At 72.5% G+C, this 20,672-nt stretch carries 14 protein-coding genes; 7 read left to right on the forward strand and 7 right to left on the reverse strand.

What is annotated here, in order from left to right:
• Nucleotides 1-129: 129 nt before the first annotated feature.
• From ACFYW7_RS15890 to ACFYW7_RS15905, 4 genes are read left to right on the forward strand one after another with little or no spacing between them, the layout of a single operon-like run.
• The gene (locus ACFYW7_RS15890) at nt 130-1,299 is read left to right on the forward strand and encodes a hypothetical protein (protein ID WP_389502340.1); all 1,170 of its coding nucleotides are present in this window, start codon (nt 130-132) and stop codon (nt 1,297-1,299) included.
• 41 nt (nt 1,300-1,340) lie between these two features.
• Nucleotides 1,341-2,201, forward strand: coding sequence for a hypothetical protein (locus tag ACFYW7_RS15895; RefSeq protein WP_389502342.1), 861 nt, complete (start codon nt 1,341-1,343; stop codon nt 2,199-2,201).
• On the forward strand, nt 2,198-5,038 hold the full coding sequence (locus ACFYW7_RS15900; RefSeq protein ID WP_389502344.1) for an ATP-binding protein: 2,841 nt from the start codon (nt 2,198-2,200) through the stop codon (nt 5,036-5,038). The genes ACFYW7_RS15895 and ACFYW7_RS15900 overlap by 4 nt, the downstream gene beginning before the upstream one ends.
• Nucleotides 5,039-5,040: 2 nt before the next feature.
• Complete coding sequence (locus ACFYW7_RS15905; protein ID WP_389502346.1) at nt 5,041-5,727, forward strand: hypothetical protein; 687 nt, start codon at nt 5,041-5,043, stop codon at nt 5,725-5,727.
• Nucleotides 5,728-5,909: 182 nt separating this feature from the next.
• Here ACFYW7_RS15905 and ACFYW7_RS15910 read toward each other — a convergent pair whose 3' ends face one another.
• Both ACFYW7_RS15910 and ACFYW7_RS15915 read right to left on the reverse strand, forming a co-directional pair.
• Nucleotides 5,910-7,652, reverse strand: a complete 1,743-nt coding sequence (locus tag ACFYW7_RS15910) for a pyruvate dehydrogenase (protein WP_389502348.1) — start codon at nt 7,650-7,652, stop codon at nt 5,910-5,912.
• A 102-nt stretch (nt 7,653-7,754) separates the two neighbouring features.
• Entirely contained in the window at nt 7,755-9,620 is a 1,866-nt protein-coding gene (locus ACFYW7_RS15915) for a protein phosphatase 2C domain-containing protein (protein ID WP_389502350.1), read from the reverse strand.
• Between the two features lie 465 nt (nt 9,621-10,085).
• Between ACFYW7_RS15915 and ACFYW7_RS15920 the strand changes: the two genes are divergently transcribed.
• Together ACFYW7_RS15920 and ACFYW7_RS15925 are read left to right on the forward strand one after the other, a co-directional pair.
• On the forward strand, nt 10,086-11,066 hold the full coding sequence (locus tag ACFYW7_RS15920) for a winged helix-turn-helix transcriptional regulator (protein ID WP_389502352.1): 981 nt from the start codon (nt 10,086-10,088) through the stop codon (nt 11,064-11,066).
• Between the two features lie 36 nt (nt 11,067-11,102).
• Nucleotides 11,103-11,585 (forward strand): DUF456 domain-containing protein, encoded by a 483-nt coding sequence (locus ACFYW7_RS15925; protein WP_389502354.1) that lies wholly within the window; start codon nt 11,103-11,105, stop codon nt 11,583-11,585.
• Here the strand turns inward: ACFYW7_RS15925 and ACFYW7_RS15930 are convergent.
• A complete protein-coding gene (locus ACFYW7_RS15930) occupies nt 11,548-12,927 on the reverse strand; it encodes an SGNH/GDSL hydrolase family protein (RefSeq protein ID WP_389502356.1) in 1,380 nt (459 codons plus the stop codon). The genes ACFYW7_RS15925 and ACFYW7_RS15930 overlap by 38 nt on opposite strands.
• A 170-nt stretch (nt 12,928-13,097) precedes the next feature.
• Between ACFYW7_RS15930 and ACFYW7_RS15935 the strand changes: the two genes are divergently transcribed.
• Nucleotides 13,098-13,466, forward strand: coding sequence for a PPOX class F420-dependent oxidoreductase (locus ACFYW7_RS15935; RefSeq protein WP_389502358.1), 369 nt, complete (start codon nt 13,098-13,100; stop codon nt 13,464-13,466).
• Between the two features lie 252 nt (nt 13,467-13,718).
• On the opposite strand, the gene ACFYW7_RS15940 is transcribed toward ACFYW7_RS15935, so the two are convergent.
• The 4 genes from ACFYW7_RS15940 to ACFYW7_RS15955 all read right to left on the reverse strand — a co-directional run bounded on the left by ACFYW7_RS15940 (nt 13,719) and on the right by ACFYW7_RS15955 (nt 20,510).
• Nucleotides 13,719-15,161 carry a DNA-3-methyladenine glycosylase 2 family protein gene (locus ACFYW7_RS15940; RefSeq protein WP_389502739.1) on the reverse strand — a complete coding sequence of 481 codons (1,443 nt, stop codon included), beginning with the start codon at nt 15,159-15,161 and terminating at the stop codon, nt 13,719-13,721.
• Nucleotides 15,162-15,555: 394 nt separating this feature from the next.
• On the reverse strand, nt 15,556-16,671 hold the full coding sequence (gene rsgA / locus ACFYW7_RS15945) for a ribosome small subunit-dependent GTPase A (protein WP_389502360.1): 1,116 nt from the start codon (nt 16,669-16,671) through the stop codon (nt 15,556-15,558).
• A 522-nt stretch (nt 16,672-17,193) separates the two neighbouring features.
• Nucleotides 17,194-18,693: a cellulose binding domain-containing protein gene (locus ACFYW7_RS15950; RefSeq protein WP_389502362.1), complete on the reverse strand. Its 1,500-nt coding sequence runs from the start codon at nt 18,691-18,693 to the stop codon at nt 17,194-17,196.
• Nucleotides 18,694-19,187: 494 nt separating this feature from the next.
• Nucleotides 19,188-20,510, reverse strand: coding sequence for a radical SAM protein (locus tag ACFYW7_RS15955; RefSeq protein WP_389502364.1), 1,323 nt, complete (start codon nt 20,508-20,510; stop codon nt 19,188-19,190).
• Nucleotides 20,511-20,672 lie beyond the last annotated feature (162 nt).

Raw genomic sequence — 20,672 nt, forward strand, 5'->3', positions numbered from 1 at the left:
CGTTGACCAGGAAGTCTCTTGAATTCTAAAAGATCTTTCACACATTTTCTTTACATGGCCGCTACACCTTCGGGGGCTCACCACGGGTCCCCGATTCGGTGTGCCGGTCATCGGACGGCGGGGATATCGATGGAGAATTGCCCAGGCTGCGTGACGGCCGCCACCGAGGCGCGCTTCTTCTGCCGCCAGTGCGGCACGCCCGTCCAGGCCCAGGCCCAGGCACTGACAACGTCGTCACCCACGCCGCAGCCCGCACCGTCCCCGCCGGCCACCGCGCCCACCCTCGCCGTCGCACCCGCGTCTCCCGCGGCACCGGCCGCTCCCGTCGACGCACCCGCTCCGGTCGCCACGCCACCACAGCCCACCGCACCCACCTTGGAGACCCCGGCGTCCGCCGCACCCACCCTGGTGATCCCGGAGTCCGCCGCACCCACCCTGGCGGCCCCGAAGTTCACCCCTCCCGTCCTGGTGGCCCAGCAGTTCACCCCGGCATCAGCAGCGACCCCGCCCGCTTCCGCCCGTAAGCAACTGTGGGCAGCCGGTGGTGTCGCGGGGGTGGTGGCCGCGGCACTCGTCGCCGGCTACCTGCTGGTCAACGGCGGCACGACAGGATCCGTACGGACCCCGGACACGAACGCGCGCGCCGACGCGGCGTCGCCGTCGGTGGTTCCGGAGGCGAGCACGCTGCGGGACGGGGATGACGCCTACGCCGATGACAACGCTGCCGGTTCGGACGACACGGCCTCGCCGGAGGGCACCCCTGAGTGGGTACTGGACGCGAGCAGCAGCATCCAGCCCGGCCACCTCATCACCCCGACGTCCGCGCACTCGGGCTGCGTTGTCGGCAAGAAGCCGGATGGTTTCGGTCATGCCGTCTACAACTACGCCGACAACACGATCGACGGGCAGCGCACCACCGCCTGGCGGTGCAACCGGGAGACCGGCCGGCTGTCCATCGAGCTCGACGGCCCCACCCGGCTGACCAAGGCGGGCCTGATTCCCGGCTACACCAAGACCGACCCCAGATTGGGGACGAACTGGTTCGGCGAGAACCTGACCGTGACGAAAGCGGTGTGGACGTTCTACCGGGACGGACAGGTGGTGGGCCGGTGCACCGAGGTCATCGCCTATCCCGAGGAGGCGATGGAGTGGGTCTCCCTGCCGTCGGCCGTCACCGCCGACAGCGCGACCCTCGATGTCATCGAGACGAATCCCCCAAGCGATTACGACATGGATCCCTCGGACGATCACGAATGGATCGCGATCAGCGAGATAGGCCTGGCGGCCGACAACCTCTGAGCCGTCCACCGCACCCGACAACGACAGGAACCCCGAAACCCATGACCACCCCGGCCTTCGCGGCCCAGGCCGAGTCCCTCTCCAACGCGACCTACTTGGGGAACCAGCTCAAGTACTCCCATAAAATTGATGCAAAGCTCGCCGGCGTCGTCGACCCCTCCGACCTGCGTTCCTTCCTGAAACGAGCCCGCTGGGCATTCATGGCGACGGTGCTCTTCATGCTGCCCGTCGCTCTCATCATGCTGGTCTCCGGCGGCGCCGACGCGCTCCCTGTCCTCCTCGTGATACCCCTGATCGCCTCCCTGGCCACGCTCTTCATACCCGACCGCCAGGGCCTGTCGGAGTGGCAGCTGGTCGTCGACGGCAAGGCCGCCGCCGCGGAATCCGCCTACGGCGTGATCTACCAGGTGATCAGGGCCCGGCAGTTGCCCGCCTCGGTGGTGCCCCGCCGCTTCCGGACGGTTCACGACCCCACGATCAAGAACTTCCTGGTCATCACCGACGGCGAGTACCAGGTCTACGTCTCCGTCTTCGCGTACGGCACCGGCCTCTACGTGGGCTGGTCCCTGTGGAGCAGCAGGCGTCCCATGGCGATGTTCAGCCGCTTCCTCAAAGACTCCATCACCAGCCCCTTCGCGGGACAGAAGGTGTTCAAGGGCCAGCTCTCCTCGCAGCGGGCGCGGGCGCTGCGCGAGGCCGTCCACTCGGCGGTCCGTGAAGGTGTGGACGCCGCCAACCACGACATCCGTGTCCCGCTGAGCCAGACCTTCGGGCACGACATCCCGGTCGAGACCGTCGCCCTGCCCACGGCGGCAGCGGCTGCTCCCGCGGCCTGGCCCGGGGCCGCTCAGCCGCCCGCCCCGTTCCACCCGCCCGTCCCGTCCTCCCCGCCCGCCCAGTGATCAGCACTCCCGCCACGCCCGTCCAGGTCCAGCAGGCCACCACGGTGATCGCTCCGGCGACGCCCCACGGTCACTGGGCCTGGGCGGGGCTCCGGCTGACCGCCGCCCGTGACCTCACCCGCAGCCACGAGTACGCCAGCCTCCCCGAAGGCGAACGGCTGGCCCGCGCCGTCCGGGAACAGGCGGACTTCCTCGCGGGCAGACTGGGCGCCCCGGCCGGTTACGCGCTGGAGCTCCGCTGGCTGTGGGACCCCGCGTCGGGCCGGCTCCAGGCTCATCTCCTCACCCGCGTATGGGCGCCCGATCCGGCGACGGCGGACGCGACGGCCCGGGCGGAGGCGGAACGGCTCTCCCTCACCGCGCCACACGTCGTGACCGAACCGCTGGACGCGAGCGAACTGCGCGCCGTACTGGCCCCGTTCGGCGCCGCGCCGGGCGGGGCCGTCGAGATCCGCAGGCGCCTGTTCACCGAGACACCCAACCGGCCCGACGCCGGGGTGCGGTTCTACACGGCCACCCAGCCGTTCGCCGGCGCCTCGCGCCACTGGGAGGGCCTGCTCACCGCACTCACCGCGCATCCTCACCCGATCGCGCTGAGCGTCGGCCTCACCCCCATGGCGGTGCCGACCTCGCTGCGCACCGCCGTCGCCCACTGCGCCACCGCGTACAAACGCCTCGCCACCGACGGCGAGTTCGAGGGCGGCTCGCTCTACCACGGCAAGGTCAAGCTCACCGCGGACGCCTTCGCGGTGCGCGCCGAGCAGTTGTACGCCGACGCCGGACGGCGCTACCTGGACACCGCTTTCCGGATGCGGTTGTCGTGCTGGTCGCCCATGCCCTTCGACGACTCGCTGCCGTCGCTGGCCGGCGAGACCTTCTCGCGCGGCGCGCCGGGGGTCTCCGACGGGCGGCTGGACCCGGCCGCCCTGGGACCGGCCTACCGGCTGGTGCGGCCGGCCGACCCCGCGCAGGCCTCCGTCTTCGCCGGGAACACCGGCTGGCTGGACTCCACCCTGTGGGGAGACGACGGCGGCTGGGCGCAGGCCATGCCCCCCGCTCTCCAACCGCTGGAATGGCTGGCCGACGTGACGGAGGCGAGCGCGGTCTTCCGGCTCCCGGTCGCCCTGAACGGCTTCGTGCCCGGCTTCCCCGTCCAGTCCGTCGAGCAGGCGACGACCCTCGCGTACACGCCCCAGGCACCCCATGTCGTGCTCGGTTACGCGGCCGACGGCCGGACCAGGACACCGCTCGGTGTCGAGCTGGACGATCTGACCCGGCACTCGCTGATCGTCGGCGGCAGCGGTTCCGGCAAGACCAACTCGACGCTGTCGCTGTGCCGTCAGCTCTGGGCGGACCACCGGGTTCCGTTCACCGTGCTGGAACCGGTGAACACCGACCACGACGACTACCGCTGGCTCGCCACCCTCCCCGGCTTCGAGGAGATGCTCGTGCTGACCGCGGGTGACGAGGAGACCGCCCCGCTGCGCCTCAACCCCTTCGAGGTGCCGGCGGGTGTCCGCATCTCCACCCACGCGGGCAACCTGCTGGACTGCTTCGACGCGGCCTTCGGACTCTGGGACCCGCTTCCGTACCTCTACCGCACCGCACTCACCGAGACCTACCGGCGCAAGGGTCTGGACGTCAACGCCATCGCGCGCGGCGACGAGGAGTGGCCGGTGCTGGCGGACTTCGTCGACATCATGGAGAACGTGGCCGACGGCTACGACTACGCGGGCGAGGCCCGCGCCAACATCCTGGCCGCTTCCCGGCTGCGGGCGCGGTCGCTGGCCGAAGGGGCCTGCGGGCCGGTGCTGTCGGCACCCCGCTCCATGCCGATCGGCGAACTGCTCAGCCGTCCCGTGGTGGTGGAGCTCGCCTCACTCGGTGACTCCCAGCAGCAGGCGCTGGTCATGGCACTGCTCCTGAACGCGATGACCGAGCACTACAAGGTGCACCGGAACTCCTCGGCGCTGGCACACGTGACGCTGGTCGAGGAGGCCCACCGGCTGCTGCGGCGTCCGCAGCCCGGAGCCGGATCCGCGAAGGAGGGCGACGCCACGGCCAGGGCGGCGGAGTCGTTCGCCAACACCCTCGCGGAGAACCGTAAGTACGGGGAGGGCCTGGTGGTGATCGAGCAGGATCCCTCCAAGCTGATCCCCGACGCGTACAAGAACACGGCGCTGAAGATCGTCCACCAGCTCAAGGCGGCGGAGGACCGACGACTGGTCGGGGACACCATGCTGATGAACGACGACCAGCGCGATCATGCCGCCGTGCTGCCGAAGATGTCGGCGTACGCGGCACACTCGCGGATCGACCGTCCGGTACTGGTGGAGGTCCCCGACGTACGGGCGGAGGACGCGTCCCGGCTGGGTGCCGCGCGGGCGCCGCTGGCCGGCCGGGAGGAACTCGCCCGCAGGCACGCCCGTTGGGTGAAGGCTTCCCCGGTCGTCGCGGAGTCGCTCCGTCCGCAGGCGCCCTGCGGGTTCTGTCCGGTGGACTGCTCCCTGGAGTTCCTGGCGGAACGGGCGGCCGGACAGGCCGCGGGCTTCGTCCAGTTGATGGAGGAGGGCACCGCCGAGCGTTTCGCGGCCGCCTGGTGGCGGCGGCTGACCGGCTACCTGGACGAGACCGGGGAGTCGGCACGGCCACGGCACATTCCGTCGGGCGACTCCCACTGGCGGGTCGCCCTGCTGCGGGCCGTCTACGCCGCCGGGTATCCCAAGTCGGCGGTCGAGCCGACGGTCAACCGCAAGGCGGCCGAGTGGGTCCGCCAGTTCCACCGCTATCTCGACAGCCCCGCGGGGCGCGCGGTCGCGGCGAAGAAGGGGAGTTGACGGTGTCGGAACAGTCATGGTCGCTGGAGCCGGCCGTCGAGTCGATACCGGAGTCCGTCGAGGCGGGCGCGGCGGAGGGCTTCGAGGCCGTCGCGGAGGCGGAGCTGCCCGAGCCGATGGAGTTCGACTTCTCCCAGTTCACCGAGGTCCCGGAGTCCGACCCGGAAGGTGACGCCGAGCCGGAACCTCAAGCGGAGGCGAAGATGGAGGTGGACGTCGAGGCCGAGGCCGTGGCCGGAGCGGACGCCGAGGTCGCAGCCGTGACCGAGGCGGACTCCGAAGTGTCGGCCGAGTTCGAGACAGAGGCGGAGGCAGAGGCGGAGGCGGAGGTGGAGGTGGACGCGGAAGCCGAGATCGAGTTCGAGGTGTCGGCCGAGTTCGAGGCTGAGACCGAAGCCGAGTTCGAAGGCGAGGCGTCCGCCGAGTCCGAGACGGAAGCCGAAGCGGAGGCGTCCGCGGAAGCATCGGCCGAAGCGGAGGCCGAGGCGGGTGCCGTCGGAGAGGGTGGCGCCGATCGAGAACCCGAACTGCCCGACCCCTTCGAGCTGCTGAAGAACATCGACGTCGAGTTCGGCTTCACGGTGGACGAGAAGGGGCTGACCTTCTCCGCGGGGGTCTCGGTCGAGGTGGCGGAGGGAGTCGAGCTGGGAGTCGAGGCAGAGCTGCCGCTCACCCCTCCGGCGGGCTGACCGCGCCGACGGTCCGAACACCACCGCCCGCACTCCCGCCGCCGGGCCGACGGCGGGAGACCTGCACGGGACAGGCGGGACGGGACGCCCTGGACCGGCGCGGGACGGGGCGCTGGACGAGTTCGGGACCCGTATGGCGTGCCGAGTCGGGCGCCGGACCGGGCACCCCGCGAGGAACGGACCTAGGGCCGCGGCACGTTGCGCAGGTTCGAGCGGGCCATCTGGAGCATGCGGCCGACGCCACCGTCCAGGACGATCTTCGACGCCGAGAGGGCGAATCCCGTCACCATCTCCGCGCTGATCTTCGGCGGGATGGAGAGCGCGTTCGGGTCGGTGACGACGTCGACGAGGGCCGGGCCCTTGTGCCGGAAGGCGTCCTTGAGGGCTCCGGCGAGTTGCTTGGGCTTCTCGACGCGGACGCCGAACGCCCCGCACGCACGGGCCACGGCCGCGAAGTCCGGGTTCTTGTTCGCGGTGCCGTAGGAGGGCAGCCCGGCGACCAGCATCTCCAACTCGACCATCCCGAGCGAGGAGTTGTTGAAAAGGACGACCTTCACCGGCAGGTCGTGCTGCACGAGGGTGAGGAAGTCTCCCATCAGCATGGAGAAACCTCCGTCGCCGGACATCGACACGACCTGCCGTCTCCGGTCGGTGAACTGGGCGCCGATCGCCATCGGCAGCGCGTTCGCCATCGACCCGTGCGAGAACGAACCGATCACCCGGCGGCTGCCGTTGGGCGAGATGTACCGGGCCGCCCAGACGTTGCACATCCCGGTGTCGACCGTGAACACGGCGTCGTCGTCCGCGAGTTCGTCGAGCACCGAGGCGACGTACTCGGGATGGATCGGGACGTGCCGCTCGACCTTGCGGGTATAGGCCTTGACGACCCCTTCGAGAGCCTCCGCGTGTTTCTTCAGCATTTTGTCGAGAAAGCGCCTGTTCCCCTTGGGCCGCACCCGCGGGGTCAGACAGCGCAGCGTCTCCCGCACGTCGCCCCACACCGCCAGGTCCAGCCTCGACCGGCGCCCCAGGTGCTCCGGCCGCACGTCGACCTGGACGATCTCGACGTCGTCCGGGAGGAAGGCGTTGTACGGGAAGTCGGTGCCCAGCAGGATGAGGAGATCGCACTCATGGGTCGCCTCGTAGGCCGCGCCGTAGCCGAGGAGCCCGCTCATGCCGACGTCGAACGGATTGTCGTACTGGATCCATTCCTTGCCGCGCAGGGCGTGCCCGACCGGGGACTTGACCTTCTCGGCGAACTGCATGACCTCGGCGTGCGCGCCCGCCGTGCCGCTGCCGCAGAACAGCGTGATCTTCTCGGCCTCGTCGATCATCGCGACGAGCTTGTCGATCTCGGCGTCGCCGGGCCGGACGCTGGGCCGGGAGGTGACGAGGGCGGTTTCGACGGTCTTGTCCGGAGCGGGCTCGGAGGCGATGTCGCCGGGCAGCGAGACGACGCTGACGCCGGACTGGCCCACCGCGTGCTGGATGGCGGTCTGGAGCAGCCGCGGCATCTGTTTCGGGCTGGAGATGAGTTCGCTGTAGTGGCTGCACTCGCGGAACAGCTGGTCGGGGTGGGTCTCCTGGAAGTAGCTCAGGCCGATCTCGCTGGAGGGGATCTGCGAGGCGAGGGCCAGCACCGGGGCCATGGAGCGGTGCGCGTCGTACAGGCCGTTGATCAGGTGCAGGTTGCCCGGACCGCAGGAGCCGGCGCAGGCCGCGAGCCTGCCGGTGATCTGGGCCTCGGCGCTCGCGGCGAACGCGGCGGTCTCCTCGTGCCGGACGTGGATCCAGTCGATCGCCGCGTTGCGCCGGATCGCGTCCACGACCGGGTTGAGACTGTCACCCACGACTCCGTACAGCCGTTCGACACCCGCGCGGACGAGGATGTCGACGAACTGCTCGGCGACGTTCTGCTTGGCCATGGCGCACGCACCTCTTCGTGATCCTCGAAGCCCTCGGGCGTCTCGGGTCCCCCTGGTTCCCCCGTTCCATCCCTCGGTTCCATGAATTCACATCGTGCGCGGTCACGCCTCCCACACGGCGGCGGCCGTCCGGTCGTCGGCGTACCCCTTGACCCGCACCAGGCTGTCCGCCAGGAACGCGGCGAGGCCGGGCGGCTCCGGCGCCGACCACCGTGTCGTCAGGTGCTCGGCCAGTTCGGGCTCGCCGCGCAGCGGCTCCGCCAGGCCCGCCGTGCACAGCAGGAGCGTGTCACCCGGGCGGGCGACGGAGGCCCGGAAACGGAAGGGGGCGCGAGGCGGCCGCGGGGCGGGTTCGTAGGGGCTCGGGGGCGTCGTGATGCCCAGGTCCATGGTGAGCCGGTCGCCCTCGGGGGTCTCGTGGGGCAGCGATCCGAAGCCGACCACGGCCTCCCCCGCGCTCTCGGTGACCCGCGGTTCGATGTCCTGCCACTCCCCGCCCCGAAGCCGGAACAGGCCGCCCACGCCGACCCCGAAGAACACCCTGATACGACACTGGGGGTCTGCGGGCAGGAGGAGGCACCGCAGACCGGCGGTGTACTCCTCGGGTTCGACGCCCTGCTCCGACGCGCTCGCCCGCAGTTTGCCGAGGCTCCGGTCGGTGAGCCGGTGCAGTCCCGACTTGAGGTCGCCGCGCCGGGCCGCCCGGATGTCGTCGGCCAGCCGCTCGTGGCTGCGCCCGACGGCCTGCCCGATCAGTCGGCACGCCTCCGCCGCCGCCCGGTGCGCGCCCGGCGTGGCCCGGGCGCCGGTCGCCATCGCCACCAGCACGAGCGCCTGCTCGCCGGTCCCGAACCGCGCGGTGAGCAGCGAGTCCCGACGTGGTTCGCCCCGGAATCGCGCGGAGTCCCCGCGTACGGACACGGCCCTCAGGGTGCTCGCGCCGTAGCGGGCGCCGTCCAGCACGGTGTCGGCGACCAGGTCGTCGAGGCCGTCCGGTTCGGCGGGAGGGAGCGCGGTCGGCTCGGCGTCGTAGGTGGGCGGGCCGGAGCCGACGTGCCCGACGGTCGGGGGCCGCTCGACGACGGAGAGCGACGTCTCCCGCGGGGTGTCCCCGGGCTGGTCCTCGGGGGGAAGCTCCTGACGAGGTGGCCGAAATCCGCCGGTGGTCCTGGGCAGCGGGGCCGCCGGCCCGGAGCCGGGGGGTGCCGCGGCCGGGGGCACGGCGGGAGCCGACGCCGGTTTCGGTGGCATGTCCGACGGGGCCCTCGACCCGGGCACCGGGGGTACGGCCGGGTCCGCGGGCGTCCCGCCGCGGGTGTCCCGGGGCGCGTCCCGGCCCGGCTCCCGAGCGGTGAAGCCCGGCGGCTTGGGGCCGGGCGGGAAGGGTGCGGGGCGGGGCGGGCCGGGGGTCCGGTCGGCGGGCGCGGGTTCCCAGGAGGCGGGCCGCCCCGCGGGGGCTTCCGGGCCGGGCGGCACCGGGCCGGAGCCGGGGCTCGGCACCGGGCCCCGCTCCCAGCGGCCGGGCGACGCCGGCGCCCCACCACGCGGGGTCGCCCCGGGCCAGGCCCCGGAGGCCGGGCCTGCGCCCCGCGGCTCCGCCGCGGCGGGCGGCCGCTGTCCCGTCCCCGGGGAGGACTGCCCCGGTACGGCGGGCGGCCGCTCCGGAGCCGGTGGCCCGCCGGACCCGCCCGCGCCGGGTGGCCGGGCGGGTCCGCGCCCCGGTGCGGATACCGGCTCCGAGGCCGACCGCGGATCGGTTCCCGGCCTCCGGTCGGTTCCCGGCCACGGGTCGGGCCCGGATCCCGGACTCGGATCGGGCTCGCCGACCACGGTCCCGGCCGCCGAGGCGAACCGGTCGTCCAGGGAATCGGCCACGGCCGCGGGCCCCGTGTCCTCGGTGGAGTCGTCGTACAACTGCCCCCACCAGTCGTCCTTGTGACCGGTGGGCTTCTCCCCCTGCTGGCTCATGCCCCCGATTGTCCACCGTCGCAGCCGGTTGAAAACGGGGCATCCGGAAAACCGGCCAAGGCGCGAGGACCTCGAACGGCACACCCAGCGATTCGTCGAACAGGGGTACGTGCGAACCGTATGCGCATCTGACCACCTGACGCTCCACCGCCACGGGCGACCACCCCGGTCCCAACCACCGTCCCCGACTCCCCTTCCCTGGAACCCGGTCCTCCGCACTCAACTCCCCACGACCGGCCCTCGGCTCTCGACTCTCGGCTCTCACCGGCGGTCCAGGGGAAGCCCGTTCGCACGGCCCGGACCCAAACAGGGCATTAGGGACGCCGGTTGGCGCTGTTGTGGCGTGAGCTTGTCAGAGGGGCGGGGGGTGCGGTGATGATGTGCCGAGGCGGGCGCGCCGTGGCCGCTTTCCGTCACGGCGCCGCCGACCGGCCGCAACGCATCCTCGGAGAGGGACATCGCCGCATGCTGGGAGCGATAGGTCTGGACAAGGTCCACGAGTCGGCCTACCGGGCACTGGTGTCCGTGGGCGCCGCCGAAGTCCCCGATCTCGCGCGCCGGCTCACGCTCGGCGAGTACGAGACGGAGCGCGCGCTGCGCCGGCTGGAGCGGCACGGGCTGGCCGCCCAGTCCTCGGCGCGCCCCGGGCGCTGGGTCGCCGCGCCGCCGGGGGTCGCCCTCGGCGCGCTGCTCACCCAGCAGCGCCACGAGCTGGAGAAGGCGGAGCTGACGGCCGCGATGCTGGCCGAGGAGTACCGGGGCGCGGCCACCGAACCGGCCGTGCACGACCTGGTCGAGGTGGTCATCGGCGCGGCGGCGGTCTCGCAGCGCTTCCTCCAGCTCCAGCTCGGCGCCACCGAGGAAGTGTGCGGGCTGGTCACCGGTAACCCGGTGGCCGTCTCCGGCCCGGACAACGACGCCGAGGAACGGGCCGTGGACCGGGGTGTCACCTACCGCGTGGTCGTCGAGCGTTCCGTCCTCGACCTGCCCGGCGGCATCACCGAGCTGTCCGCCGCGCTCGGCCGCGACGAGCAGGTGCGGGTCGTGGACCGGGTGCCGACCAAACTGATGATCGCCGACGGGACGCTCGCCATGGTGCCGCTCACCTCGCGCACCGCGGAGCCGGCCGCGCTGGTGGTGCACGCGAGCGGACTGCTGGAGCTGCTGTCGGGGCTGTTCCAGTCGGTGTGGCGGGACGCGCTGCCGCTGCGGCTGGGCAGCCGGGGCGTGCAGGAGCAGGAACCGGACGGCCCGGACGGCACCGACCTGGAGATCCTCTCCCTGCTCCTCGCGGGGCTGACCGACGCGAGCGTCGCCAAACAGCTCGATCTCGGCCTGCGGACGGTGCAGCGCCGGGTCAAGCGGCTGATGGAGCTGACCGGCGTGACCACCCGGCTGCAGCTCGGCTGGCACGCGTACGAGCGTGGCTGGGTGGCGCGGGACTGACCTGCGGTTTCCCATCAGCTCCTGCACTCTGGGCAGATGGGAGCGTGGGAGCTCCTGCTGGTCGGCGTGGTGATTCTGCTCGGCCTGGCGGGAGTACTGGTACCCGGCCTGCCGGGGTCGTGGCTCGTCTGGGCCGCGGTCCTGTGGTGGGCGCTGAGCGACCCGCAGGCCCTGTCCTGGGCCGTCCTCGTCGGCGCGACCGCGGTCCTGCTGGTCTCCCAGGCCGTCCGCTGGATGCTGCCGCCGCGACGGCTGCGCGAGAGCGGCGCCACCACCCGAATGGCCGTGTACGCCGGTGCCGGGGCGGTTCTCGGCTTCTTCCTGGTACCGGTGGTCGGAGCGATACCCGGCTTCCTCGGCGGCATCTACCTCGGTGAGCGGCTGCGGCTGGGCGGCTCCGGGGAGGCGAGGGCCGCGCTGCGGACCGCCATGCGTTCGGGCGGCTGGAGCGTGCTGACGGAGCTCTTCGCCTGCCTGTTGATCATGGGTGCGTGGCTGGGCGCGGTGATCTGGGGCTGAACCGGACGCGGGCACGAGGGGCGGACCCGCGCCCGGCCGCCGGCGGGACGAGGGCGCTCAGGTCGATCGCGTCGGCCAGCGCCCGCATACCGGCGTCGTTGAAGTGCAGGTGATCACCCGGATCGTAGGCGGGGCGGATACGGCTCGGGCGGGCCGGGTCGCGGACGGCGGCGTCGAAGTCCACGACCCCGTCGAAGATCCGGTGCGTGCGGATGGCGGTGTTGACCGCCTGCCGGACGGCTTCCCGGGCGGGCGTGTACGCGCCATGACCGCCGTACGGGGTGATCGTGGCGCCGACGGCCCGGATACCGCGGGCGTGGGCACGTCGTACGAGGAGGCGGTAGGCGTCCTCCAGGGCGTGGGGGTCCGTCCGCTCCGGGGTCCCCTTGATGTCGTTGACGCCCTCCAGCACGATCAGGGTACGGACGCCCGTGCGGGAGAAGACGTCGGTGTCCAGACGGGTCAGGGCGCTGGGGCCGCGGCCGTCGAGCAGCAGGCGGTTGCCGGCGATCCCCGCGTTCAGGACACCGGGCCTGCGGTCCGCGGGCAGGTCGCGCAGCCGGGCGGCGAGCCGGTCGGGCCAGCGGCGGTTGGCGTCGAACGAGGAGCCGGTGCCGTCGGTGATGGAGTCGCCGAGCGTGACGACACTGCCCGCGACCGAGGGGCCGAGCACGTCGACGCCGGTCACGTAGTACCAGTTGGCGACGGTGGCGGCGTAGCCGGCGCCGCTCTCCTGCGCCGTCAGGTCGCCCCGCGGGGCGACGAAGTTGGCCTGGAGCGCCGAGCGGTGGTACGTCGCCGGGCCCGAGTCGGCCGGGGTGTGCACCGAGACGAGGAGGTTGGCGTCGGCGGGGACCGGCAGCGCGACCGGGTCGCTGACCAGATCACGGCCGGCGGGGACGGTGACCGACCGGGCGCCGGCGAAGGTGACCTCGCGCACGGAGCCGGCGACGGCCCGCGGACTCGCCGGCTCGCCCGGTGGCTGCAACGCCAGTGTCACGGAACCCAGTCGGAGCGGCTTCGTGCCGAGCCGGTTGGTGAGACGGACGCGAGCGGCCCGGCCGCCGACGCTGGTGTGGACGACGTTGCGGATCGAGGCTCCCGGCAGCGCGGGCGCGGTACCGGAGGACGCCGCCTCCCAGGTGCCGGTCCAGGTGCCCGTCCGACTGCCGGTCCAGGTACTCATCCGGCTGCCGGCCCAGCTACCGGCCCGACCACCGGTGCCCTGCGAGGCGGTCCGGTCCGGTACCGGCCCCGCCTCGGCGATCACGCTCCACGCGGCGAGGAGCGAGGCCGCCACCAGCGTGACGAGAGGGCGCCGGAGTGTGATCGCGCGGGTCATGGGCCATCGCTTCCCCTCCCGTGGGCCGCGGCAACACACCGTCACACCATCGGAGGCGACCGGGCAGTTCGTCCGACGATCCCGGCGCGGTCGGCCGAGGATCTCCTCCTCCGCCGGACCTGGGTCCGGAACCCGATGCGCCGCGGGCGGGGGCGTGTTTGGCTGCCGTCATGACCGAATTCAGCGAAGCAGAGCGCGTGTACCTGAAGTCGCAGCGGTTGGGACGGCTGGCCACCGTCGACCCGCTCGGGCAGCCCCAGGCCAACCCCGTCGGCTTCTTCCCGCAGGAGGACGGGACGATCCTGATCGGCGGCTACGCGATGGGCACCACGAAGAAGTGGCGCAACCTGCTGAAGAACCCGAAGGTCGCCCTGGTCGTCGACGACATCGTCAGCCTGAAGCCGTGGAAGGTCAGGGGCGTCGACATCCGCGGCGACGCCGAACTCCTCACCGGCGCACATGACTTGGGACCGCATTTCAGCGAGGAACTGATCCGGATCCATCCGAGGCGGATCCACAGTTGGGGCCTCGACTCCTGAACGGCCTGACGGGCCATGCCGATTGACTGGCGCGCGACGACGACCAAGACCGGCCCGGGCCCGACCAGGACCGGGCCCGACGAGGACCGGGCCTGACGAGGACCGGGCCTGAGGAGGTGCGGGCCTGAGGAGGTGCGGGCAACTGCCGACAGGAGCCGACGGACGCCGACGACAGCCGATGGGGCACTGTCCAGGGACGCCCCGGCCCGGCCGGGAGATCGACCGGCGCGTGCCCCGGCCCGGGCCGTTCGCCTACAACTCCCCGGCCGTCCGCAGGTGTTGGACGGCGTACGAACGCCACGGACGCCAGTCGTCGGGGACGTCCACCCCCGGCGGTGCCACGTCCGGGTCGCCGAGCGCCCGGGTGCGGATGACGGCGGCCGTGCCCTCGTCCATGCCGGGCAGCGCGAGCAGCGCCTCCCGCGCCCCGCCGCGGTCGGCGCCCGGGTCCAGCCGCAGGGCACCATGGGCGAGGGCCGCGGTCAGGGCTCCCAGGGGACCGCCCGGCTCCGCCCGCGCGAGCACGGCGGCCTCGGGAAAGAGATGCGTGAGCGTGTCGCACGGGGTGTCCAGTGCCTTCCCGTACCTGAGCACCAGCCGCTCGGCCTCCGCCTCCCCCACCAGCGCGCGCACCGCCAGCTCGTCCGGATCCGCGGTGCCCGGCGAGCGCAGGCCGGGTCGCGCCGCGACCAGGGGACCGAGCCGCGCGTCGGCTCCCAGCCGCTCGTCGACGGCGTACGGATCCGCGTCGAGGTCGAACAGGCGCCGCAGCCGCTGTACGGCGGTGGTGAGGTCCCTGAGATCGGTGAGGTGCAGCCGGGCGTCGAGCCAGCCGCCGGGGTGGGCCGCGTCGGCGGGGGCCGGTGTTCCCGTGGCGCGGCTCGTACCGCGGGCGCCCGGTCGGCCCCCGGCGGTGCCCGGCCGTTCCTCGACGGCCGCGATTCCCGTGCCGTACGGCAGCCGGAGGGTGCGCCGGTAGGTACGGCGCCCCGGGTCGCCACCGACCGTCTCCACTCCCGGTACGGCCTCGGCGGCCAGCAGGTCGAAGACGGCGGTGGACTGGTAGGGGCCCCGGTGGGCGAGCCGGAGCGGGACACCGGCGGTGGGGGTGGCCGCGCGCCGGGCACCGGGTCCGGTACGGGGCGCCGCGGCGCGCAGTTCGCTCGGCGTCGACGCGTAGACCGCGCGGATCGTGTCGTTGAATTGGCGAACACTGGCGAAACCCGCCGCGAAAACGATGTGGGTGATGGGGAGTTCGGTGGTCTGGAGCAGGATCCGGGCGGTGTGCGCGCGCTGTGCCCTGGCCAGCGCGACCGGACCCGCGCCGACCTCCGCCGTGAGCTGCCGCTGGACCTGGCGGGCGCTGTACCCGAGACGCGTGGCGAGACCTCCGACGCCCTCCCGGTCCACCACCCCGTCGCCGATCAGGCGCATGGCCCGGCCGACGACGTCGGCCCGCGCGTTCCAGGCCGCGGAGCCGGGCACGGAGTCGGGGCGGCATCTGCGGCAGGCACGGAAGCCGGAGCCCTGGGCGGCGGCGGCCGTCGGGTAGAACCGCACGTTCTGCCGCTTCGGCGTCACCGCCGGGCAACTGGGCCGGCAGTAGATCCCCGTCGTCCGCACGGCGAAGAAGAACTCCCCGTCGAACCGGGCGTCCCGGCTCCGTACGGCCTCGTACCTCGTGTCCTCGTCGATCACCACGCTTCCAGTGTGTCCCGGCCCCCACCACGGGGCTGGCGGAAATCGGACACCGCACTGCGCCCGGCGATCCGGACAAGGACCCCACCGTCGCCCACCCCGCTGAGAACGGACCGCCGGAACCACGCCCGGACCCGGGGTACGGCGGGGGTCCGCACGAGTGAGACCGGGCCGGGAGAAGGGCAGAACCGGCCCGAGCGCGGCGGGCTCGGGCCGGGAGGGACGGGCTCGGTCCCAGGGAGGGAGGGCAGCCCGGGCCTGATCGTGGACATGGGCAGCGACACCGGCGGCGTCTCCCTGACCGGCACGGGACGGGACGGGGGCGCGGGAGAACGGCGCCGGCGCGGAGGGCGGAGGGCACGAGGTGGCCGCGCCCTCCGCTTCGCTCCGGCTACCAGCGGCCCCGCTTCGCCTCCATGGCGGCGCGTCCGTCCGCCCCCTTGCGCTTCCAGTCCCGGCGGATCTCCGCGCGCACCCGCGCGTCCGTCTTGGCGACGATCCGCTGGTTCTCGCGGAGGAGCTTGCGGTAGCTCTCGAGCCGCCGCTCCGGCAGTTCACCGGAGTCGAGGGCCGCCAGAACGGCGCAGCCGGGCTCGGCGACATGGGCGCAGTCCTGGAAACGGCAGTCGGCGGCGAACTGCTCGATCTCGGAGAAGACCTGGCCGACGCCGCTCTCGGCGTCCCAGAGGCCGACTCCGCGGAGCCCCGGAGTGTCGATGAGGACCCCGCCTCCCGGCAGCGCGAGGAGGTTGCGGGTCGTCGTGGTGTGCCGCCCCTTGCCGTCCATGTCGCGGGTGGCCCGGACGTCCATCACGTCCTCGCCCAGCAGCGCGTTGGCCAGGGTCGACTTGCCCGCGCCGGACTGCCCGAGCAGGACCGACGTACCGCCGGCGAGCACCGCTTCGAGGATGTCGAGCCCCTCCCCCGTCGCGGAGCTGACGGCGAGCACGGGTACCCCCGGCGCGGTGGTCTCGACGTCCTCGACGAGGTGTCCGAGGGTCGCGGCCTCCGGCACCAGGTCGGCCTTGGTGAGGACGACCACGGGTTGCGCGCCGGACTCCCAGGCCAGCGCGAGGAAGCGTTCGATGCGGCCGAGGTCGAGTTCCACGGCGAGCGACACGGCGACGACCGCGTGGTCGACGTTGGCCGCGAGGATCTGCCCCTCGGACCGCTTGGAGGAGGTGGAGCGCACGAAGGCCGTACGGCGCGGCAGGTACGACCGTACGTAGCGCGGGTTGCCGTCCGGTTCGACGGCGACCCAGTCGCCGGTGCACACGACCCGCATCGGATCGTGCGGTGTCACGAACGCGGTGTCGGCGCGGACGACCCCGTCGGCGGTGACCACGTCGCACTGGCCGCGGTCGACCCGGATCACCCGTCCGGCGACGAGTCCTTCGGAGGCGTGGGGAGCGAACTCGTCCGCCCAGTCGTCGTCCCAGCCGTACGGAACGAGCGGGGAGAGACCGAGAGAGGTGGATGAGGTGGGGAAGGCGGAGCTGGAAGTCAAGGGAGACCCTTCACAAGGGCGGCCCCGGCGACGCGCACTGCGGCGCGAAGGAAGAGGAAGGTCAGCCGGCGGCCACGGAGGTGGACTTGATGCACTTCTGGATGCGGGCAGCGCCCATCTCAATGACAGCCATCGGTCACACCTCCTGCTTTCGCGCACGCTGGGACGCGGCGGCCCACGGCCACCGCGTGATTCACCTTCACTTTAGAGAGGTACTCCCGCGAGCGCCACGGAATATCCAGCTGCCTCGACTCGCCTCTTGTCCGCCAGGTCGCCCGGGACGCCGCGCGGCGGTCGGACCTCCGGAATCGCGACGCCGGTCAACCGCCCGGTCGCTGCTCCGGTCGAACCGCGGGACGCCCACGGCTCCGCAGCGGTGATGCGTTCCGGCGGGAGCGCATCACCGTGGAGGACCGGGCGACCCGGCTCCTGAGGGCGGCCGTCACCGATGTGTACCAGGTCCGCGTCATGTCGCGCCGACCGGCCGCCGTGTCCGCGCCGGTCGGCCCGGGGGCCGGCCGGTCAGTGCGCGGTCGTGCAGCGGCGGCCGTTGACGGTGAAGGCGTCGGGGGCCGTGTTCCCGTTCTGCCAGGTGCCGTTGAAACCGACGGCGAAGGAACCGCCCGCGGCGACCGCCTTGTTGTAGTCGGCCGCGGTCGCTATCACCTGGGAGCCGTGCTGGGTGTACGTGCCGTCCCACATCTGCGTGACGCGCTGGCCCTCGTCGAAGGTCCAGGCGATCTGCCAGGAGTCGAGGGCGTCGACGGACTTGACGGTGACGGCGGCCTGGAAGCCGTCGGGCCACTCGTTGACGATGTCGTACGCCACCTCGCAGGAGGTCGCGTCCTTCGTGGCGGGCGCGGACCTCGTGGCGTGCGGGGTCTTGACCGCGGAGCGGGCCGACGACGAGGACGTGCCCTGCGGCTCGGGGTCGGATTTCGCGCCCGCGTCCGCGCTCGGGTTCCCGGGTCCGGGCGAGACGAGCGAGCCCGCGGGGCGGGTGGTCGCCGACGGGGAGGACACGCCGGGCTGGGCCACCGGCCGGCGGTCCCCCGAATCACCGCGCGCCAAGGTCCCCTCGTCGTTCCCCGCGCCGAAGGGCATCAGCGAGACGGTGAGGGCGAGGCCGGAGACGATGACGGCGGCGACCAGCAACCCGGTGCGGCCGATCCTGGGCGCGGCGGTCCTGGCCTCGGCGACACCGGTGTCGACCGCCGCGTCCGCGCGTCCGCCCGTCATGCCGGCTTCGGCGGCGCGGCGCCTGCGTTCCAGGTAGGCGAGGCCGCCCCAGCCGATCACCCCGCCCGCGAGCGCCGCGGGCAGCCCGCCGCCGTGCAGCCGCAGGCAGGCGGCCGCCTCCGCGCACTCCACGCAGCGGGCGATGTGCTGCGAGAGGTCGCCGGGCGTCTCGGATCCGGGCGAGCGGGTGACCGCGTCGAGGAGCCGGGCGTAGCTGCGGCAGTTGGCGTCCATCGGCGTGTCGAGGTGGTTGCGGTGACACCGGTCCCTGAACAGCGCCCGCACCTGGCCGAGTTCCTCGGCGGCGGCCACCGGGTCGAGACCGAGTCGCCGGGCCACGGCGGGCAGCGGAAGCGCCTCGACCTCGACCAGCCACAGCAGCGCCGCGTCGGGTTCCTGAAGGTCCCTCAGGCCGCGCAACGCGATCGGGCGGTGCAGGGGAGGCCCCGTGTAGCGGGCGGCCTTCTCGGAGTTGAGCCACAGCCTGAGGTCGGGATCCAGCCGGTGGCCCTGGCCGTGCGCCTCCCAGGCGGCGGCGGTGGTCCGGACCGAGCTCAGCAGCAGGGGGATCCGGGGCAGCCGGGCGGTTCTGCGGCCGGTGTTCTTCGAGCGGAGCAGAACCGCGCGCGCCTCGTGGATCCCGTGGGTGAACGCCTCGGTGGCCAGTTGGGTGGCCGCGGCGGAACCGGAGGTGCACAGGTCGGCGTACGACAGGACCGCGTCCCAGCATTCCGAGAACAGCGCCGCCTCGACGGCGTCCTGGGGGGTCGGCAGGTCTGACATGGGGGGCTCCTGCATCCGCTACTTCCATGTGCGACGCCAAAGGGGGGCCAACTCGCCTTGTTCTACTGGGGAGTTGGAGGACGTCTCATCAACGGGCCCGAGCTTTTCACGGTTTCGACACAACTGACAAGCGGCGTATTCACATCGCGCGATCGCGCGATCACACAGAGGCCCGTCCGGCTCCCGGCGCCCAGAGTCTCGTACACATCGCGGGCCCGGGTGGATCGAACGCCTCAACTTTCACAGGACCCACCACTCCCCACGCCCCGCCTCACGCCGCTCCCCCGCCCCGCCCGGGTCGGTCCGGCCCGCCGGGGAGAACGCTGGCGGGCCGGACCGACCCGGGCGCGGCGCACCACACGGCCCGGACGTACCAAGACGTCCGGACCGTGGGAGAGCCGGGAAGGTCGGGAAGGTCCGCATGGGGACTCGCTCCGGGCTCACCCCGGCTCGCGGGCGGCGCGCGTTCGGCTCGCGCTCGGCGCGCGGGTCGGTCACACCCGGGAGGGGGCCTCCTGCGCGGGAAGGCTGTCCATGAAGGAGCTGACGGAGAAGACCGCTCGGCCGGGACCGGGTTCTCCGTATCCGGGCGGGGACTTGAGCCCGAAGTCGTCCATCGTGGCGCGGTAGGCCTCCAGCAGCCGGATGTGGTATTCCAGCGGCGCGCCGTTCGGGTTGGCCTTGCCGAGCGGGGTGGTCGGCTCGGGGCACCAGGTGGTGAAGCGGGGCGTGATGCCGTGCGACATGAAGAAGCGCAGCCCCTCGGTCGTGGAGGCGATGGCCTCGTCGACGCTGGTGAAGCCGAAGGGCTCGGCCATCTCCACGCCCGCGACGAAGTTGGGGATCACGTTGCGCGCGCCGAAGATCTCGGCGGAGTCCAGGATGCGCTTGTGCCACTCGTCCCGGCCGACGTAGCGCTCCTTGCCGGGGCAGTACATCTTGAACAGGTACTCGTCCCACACCTCGTAGTTGGGGTGGTAGATCTGCACGCCGTAGTCCTTGAACCGCTGCACGTCGTCGCGGGGCAGGGCCTGGGCCACCACCTTGCCGATCCACCGCCCGGGGAACCGCTCCTCGATGGCCTTGGCGTAGTGCCCGTAGAAGTCGGCCTCGTCGCGTCCGGCGACCGTCTTCGTGATCGCGCCACCCGTGAGGGTGTACGCCGTCGACGCCTTCGCGGTGTCGTAGCGGTCGATGATCTCCAGCGCTTCGAGGACCTCTTCGACGTCCTTCACGCCGGTGTACGGGCGGCCGGCGGCCTTGTGCTGGCGCCAGTTGTGGTTGATGTCGCAGTACTGGCACTCCTCCTTGGCGCCGAAGTACTGGCAGACCCGGAAGACGGTGAGGTAGATGAGGTATCCCCACTGGATCGTCGGGGCCACCTCCATCACGGACTTCCCGTTCGAGAGCTTGTGCCGGTAGTACTCGGGCATCGGCGGCACCCCGACGTCGGAGATCCGCTTGCCGTCCAGGTACAGCCCGAGGACGCCCTCGTCGTCGGCGGCGACGCGGTACGGCGAGGCGGGATTGACGCGCACGGACACGACGGTGCGTCGCAGGCCGTACGGGCCACCCGTGAGGATGATCTCCTCGGGCGGCCGGCGGAGCGCGGCCTCGCCCAGCTCGGGCAGGGTGCCGTGGTCGAAGGAGAAGATGAAGTACGACTTCGGTTTGACCTCGCCGCCCTCGTTGTCGCTGAGCGCGGACGCGTCGAAGGCCACGCCTCCGCGGAGCAGGTCCTCCTTGATGACCGCTTCCCGCGGCACGTGCGGGAACCGCTCCATCAGATCCTCGACCAGCGCGGTGCGGCTGCCCATCCCGATCTCCTCGCTCCCGACTGCTTCGTCCGTCGTGTGCTTCGTCTGTCGTGTTCGACTCCTCACGGTATGCCCCCGCCCGGGCATCGGCCGTGGCGGGTCCCCTCGCGCCGCACGCCGCGCTCCGGAGCGCGGCGGTCCGGTCGGCCCCGGAGCGGCCGC

This window comes from Streptomyces sp. NPDC002580, from assembly GCF_042889485.1.
Taxonomy (GTDB): Bacteria; Actinomycetota; Actinomycetes; order Streptomycetales; family Streptomycetaceae; genus Streptomyces.

What these genes read in the sequence shown, in the direction of transcription:
- ACFYW7_RS15890 (WP_389502340.1), top strand. Translation starts at nt 130, where the DNA reads ATGGAGAATTGCCCAGGCTGCGTGACGGCCGCCACCGAGGCGCGCTTC.
- ACFYW7_RS15895 (WP_389502342.1), top strand. Translation starts at nt 1,341, where the DNA reads ATGACCACCCCGGCCTTCGCGGCCCAGGCCGAGTCCCTCTCCAACGCG.
- ACFYW7_RS15910 (WP_389502348.1), bottom strand. Translation starts at nt 7,652, where the DNA reads ATGGCCAAGCAGAACGTCGCCGAGCAGTTCGTCGACATCCTCGTCCGC.
- ACFYW7_RS15915 (WP_389502350.1), bottom strand. Translation starts at nt 9,620, where the DNA reads ATGAGCCAGCAGGGGGAGAAGCCCACCGGTCACAAGGACGACTGGTGG.
- ACFYW7_RS15920 (WP_389502352.1), top strand. Translation starts at nt 10,086, where the DNA reads ATGCTGGGAGCGATAGGTCTGGACAAGGTCCACGAGTCGGCCTACCGG.
- ACFYW7_RS15925 (WP_389502354.1), top strand. Translation starts at nt 11,103, where the DNA reads ATGGGAGCGTGGGAGCTCCTGCTGGTCGGCGTGGTGATTCTGCTCGGC.
- ACFYW7_RS15930 (WP_389502356.1), bottom strand. Translation starts at nt 12,927, where the DNA reads ATGACCCGCGCGATCACACTCCGGCGCCCTCTCGTCACGCTGGTGGCG.
- ACFYW7_RS15935 (WP_389502358.1), top strand. Translation starts at nt 13,098, where the DNA reads ATGACCGAATTCAGCGAAGCAGAGCGCGTGTACCTGAAGTCGCAGCGG.
- ACFYW7_RS15950 (WP_389502362.1), bottom strand. Translation starts at nt 18,693, where the DNA reads ATGTCAGACCTGCCGACCCCCCAGGACGCCGTCGAGGCGGCGCTGTTC.
- ACFYW7_RS15955 (WP_389502364.1), bottom strand. Translation starts at nt 20,510, where the DNA reads ATGGGCAGCCGCACCGCGCTGGTCGAGGATCTGATGGAGCGGTTCCCG.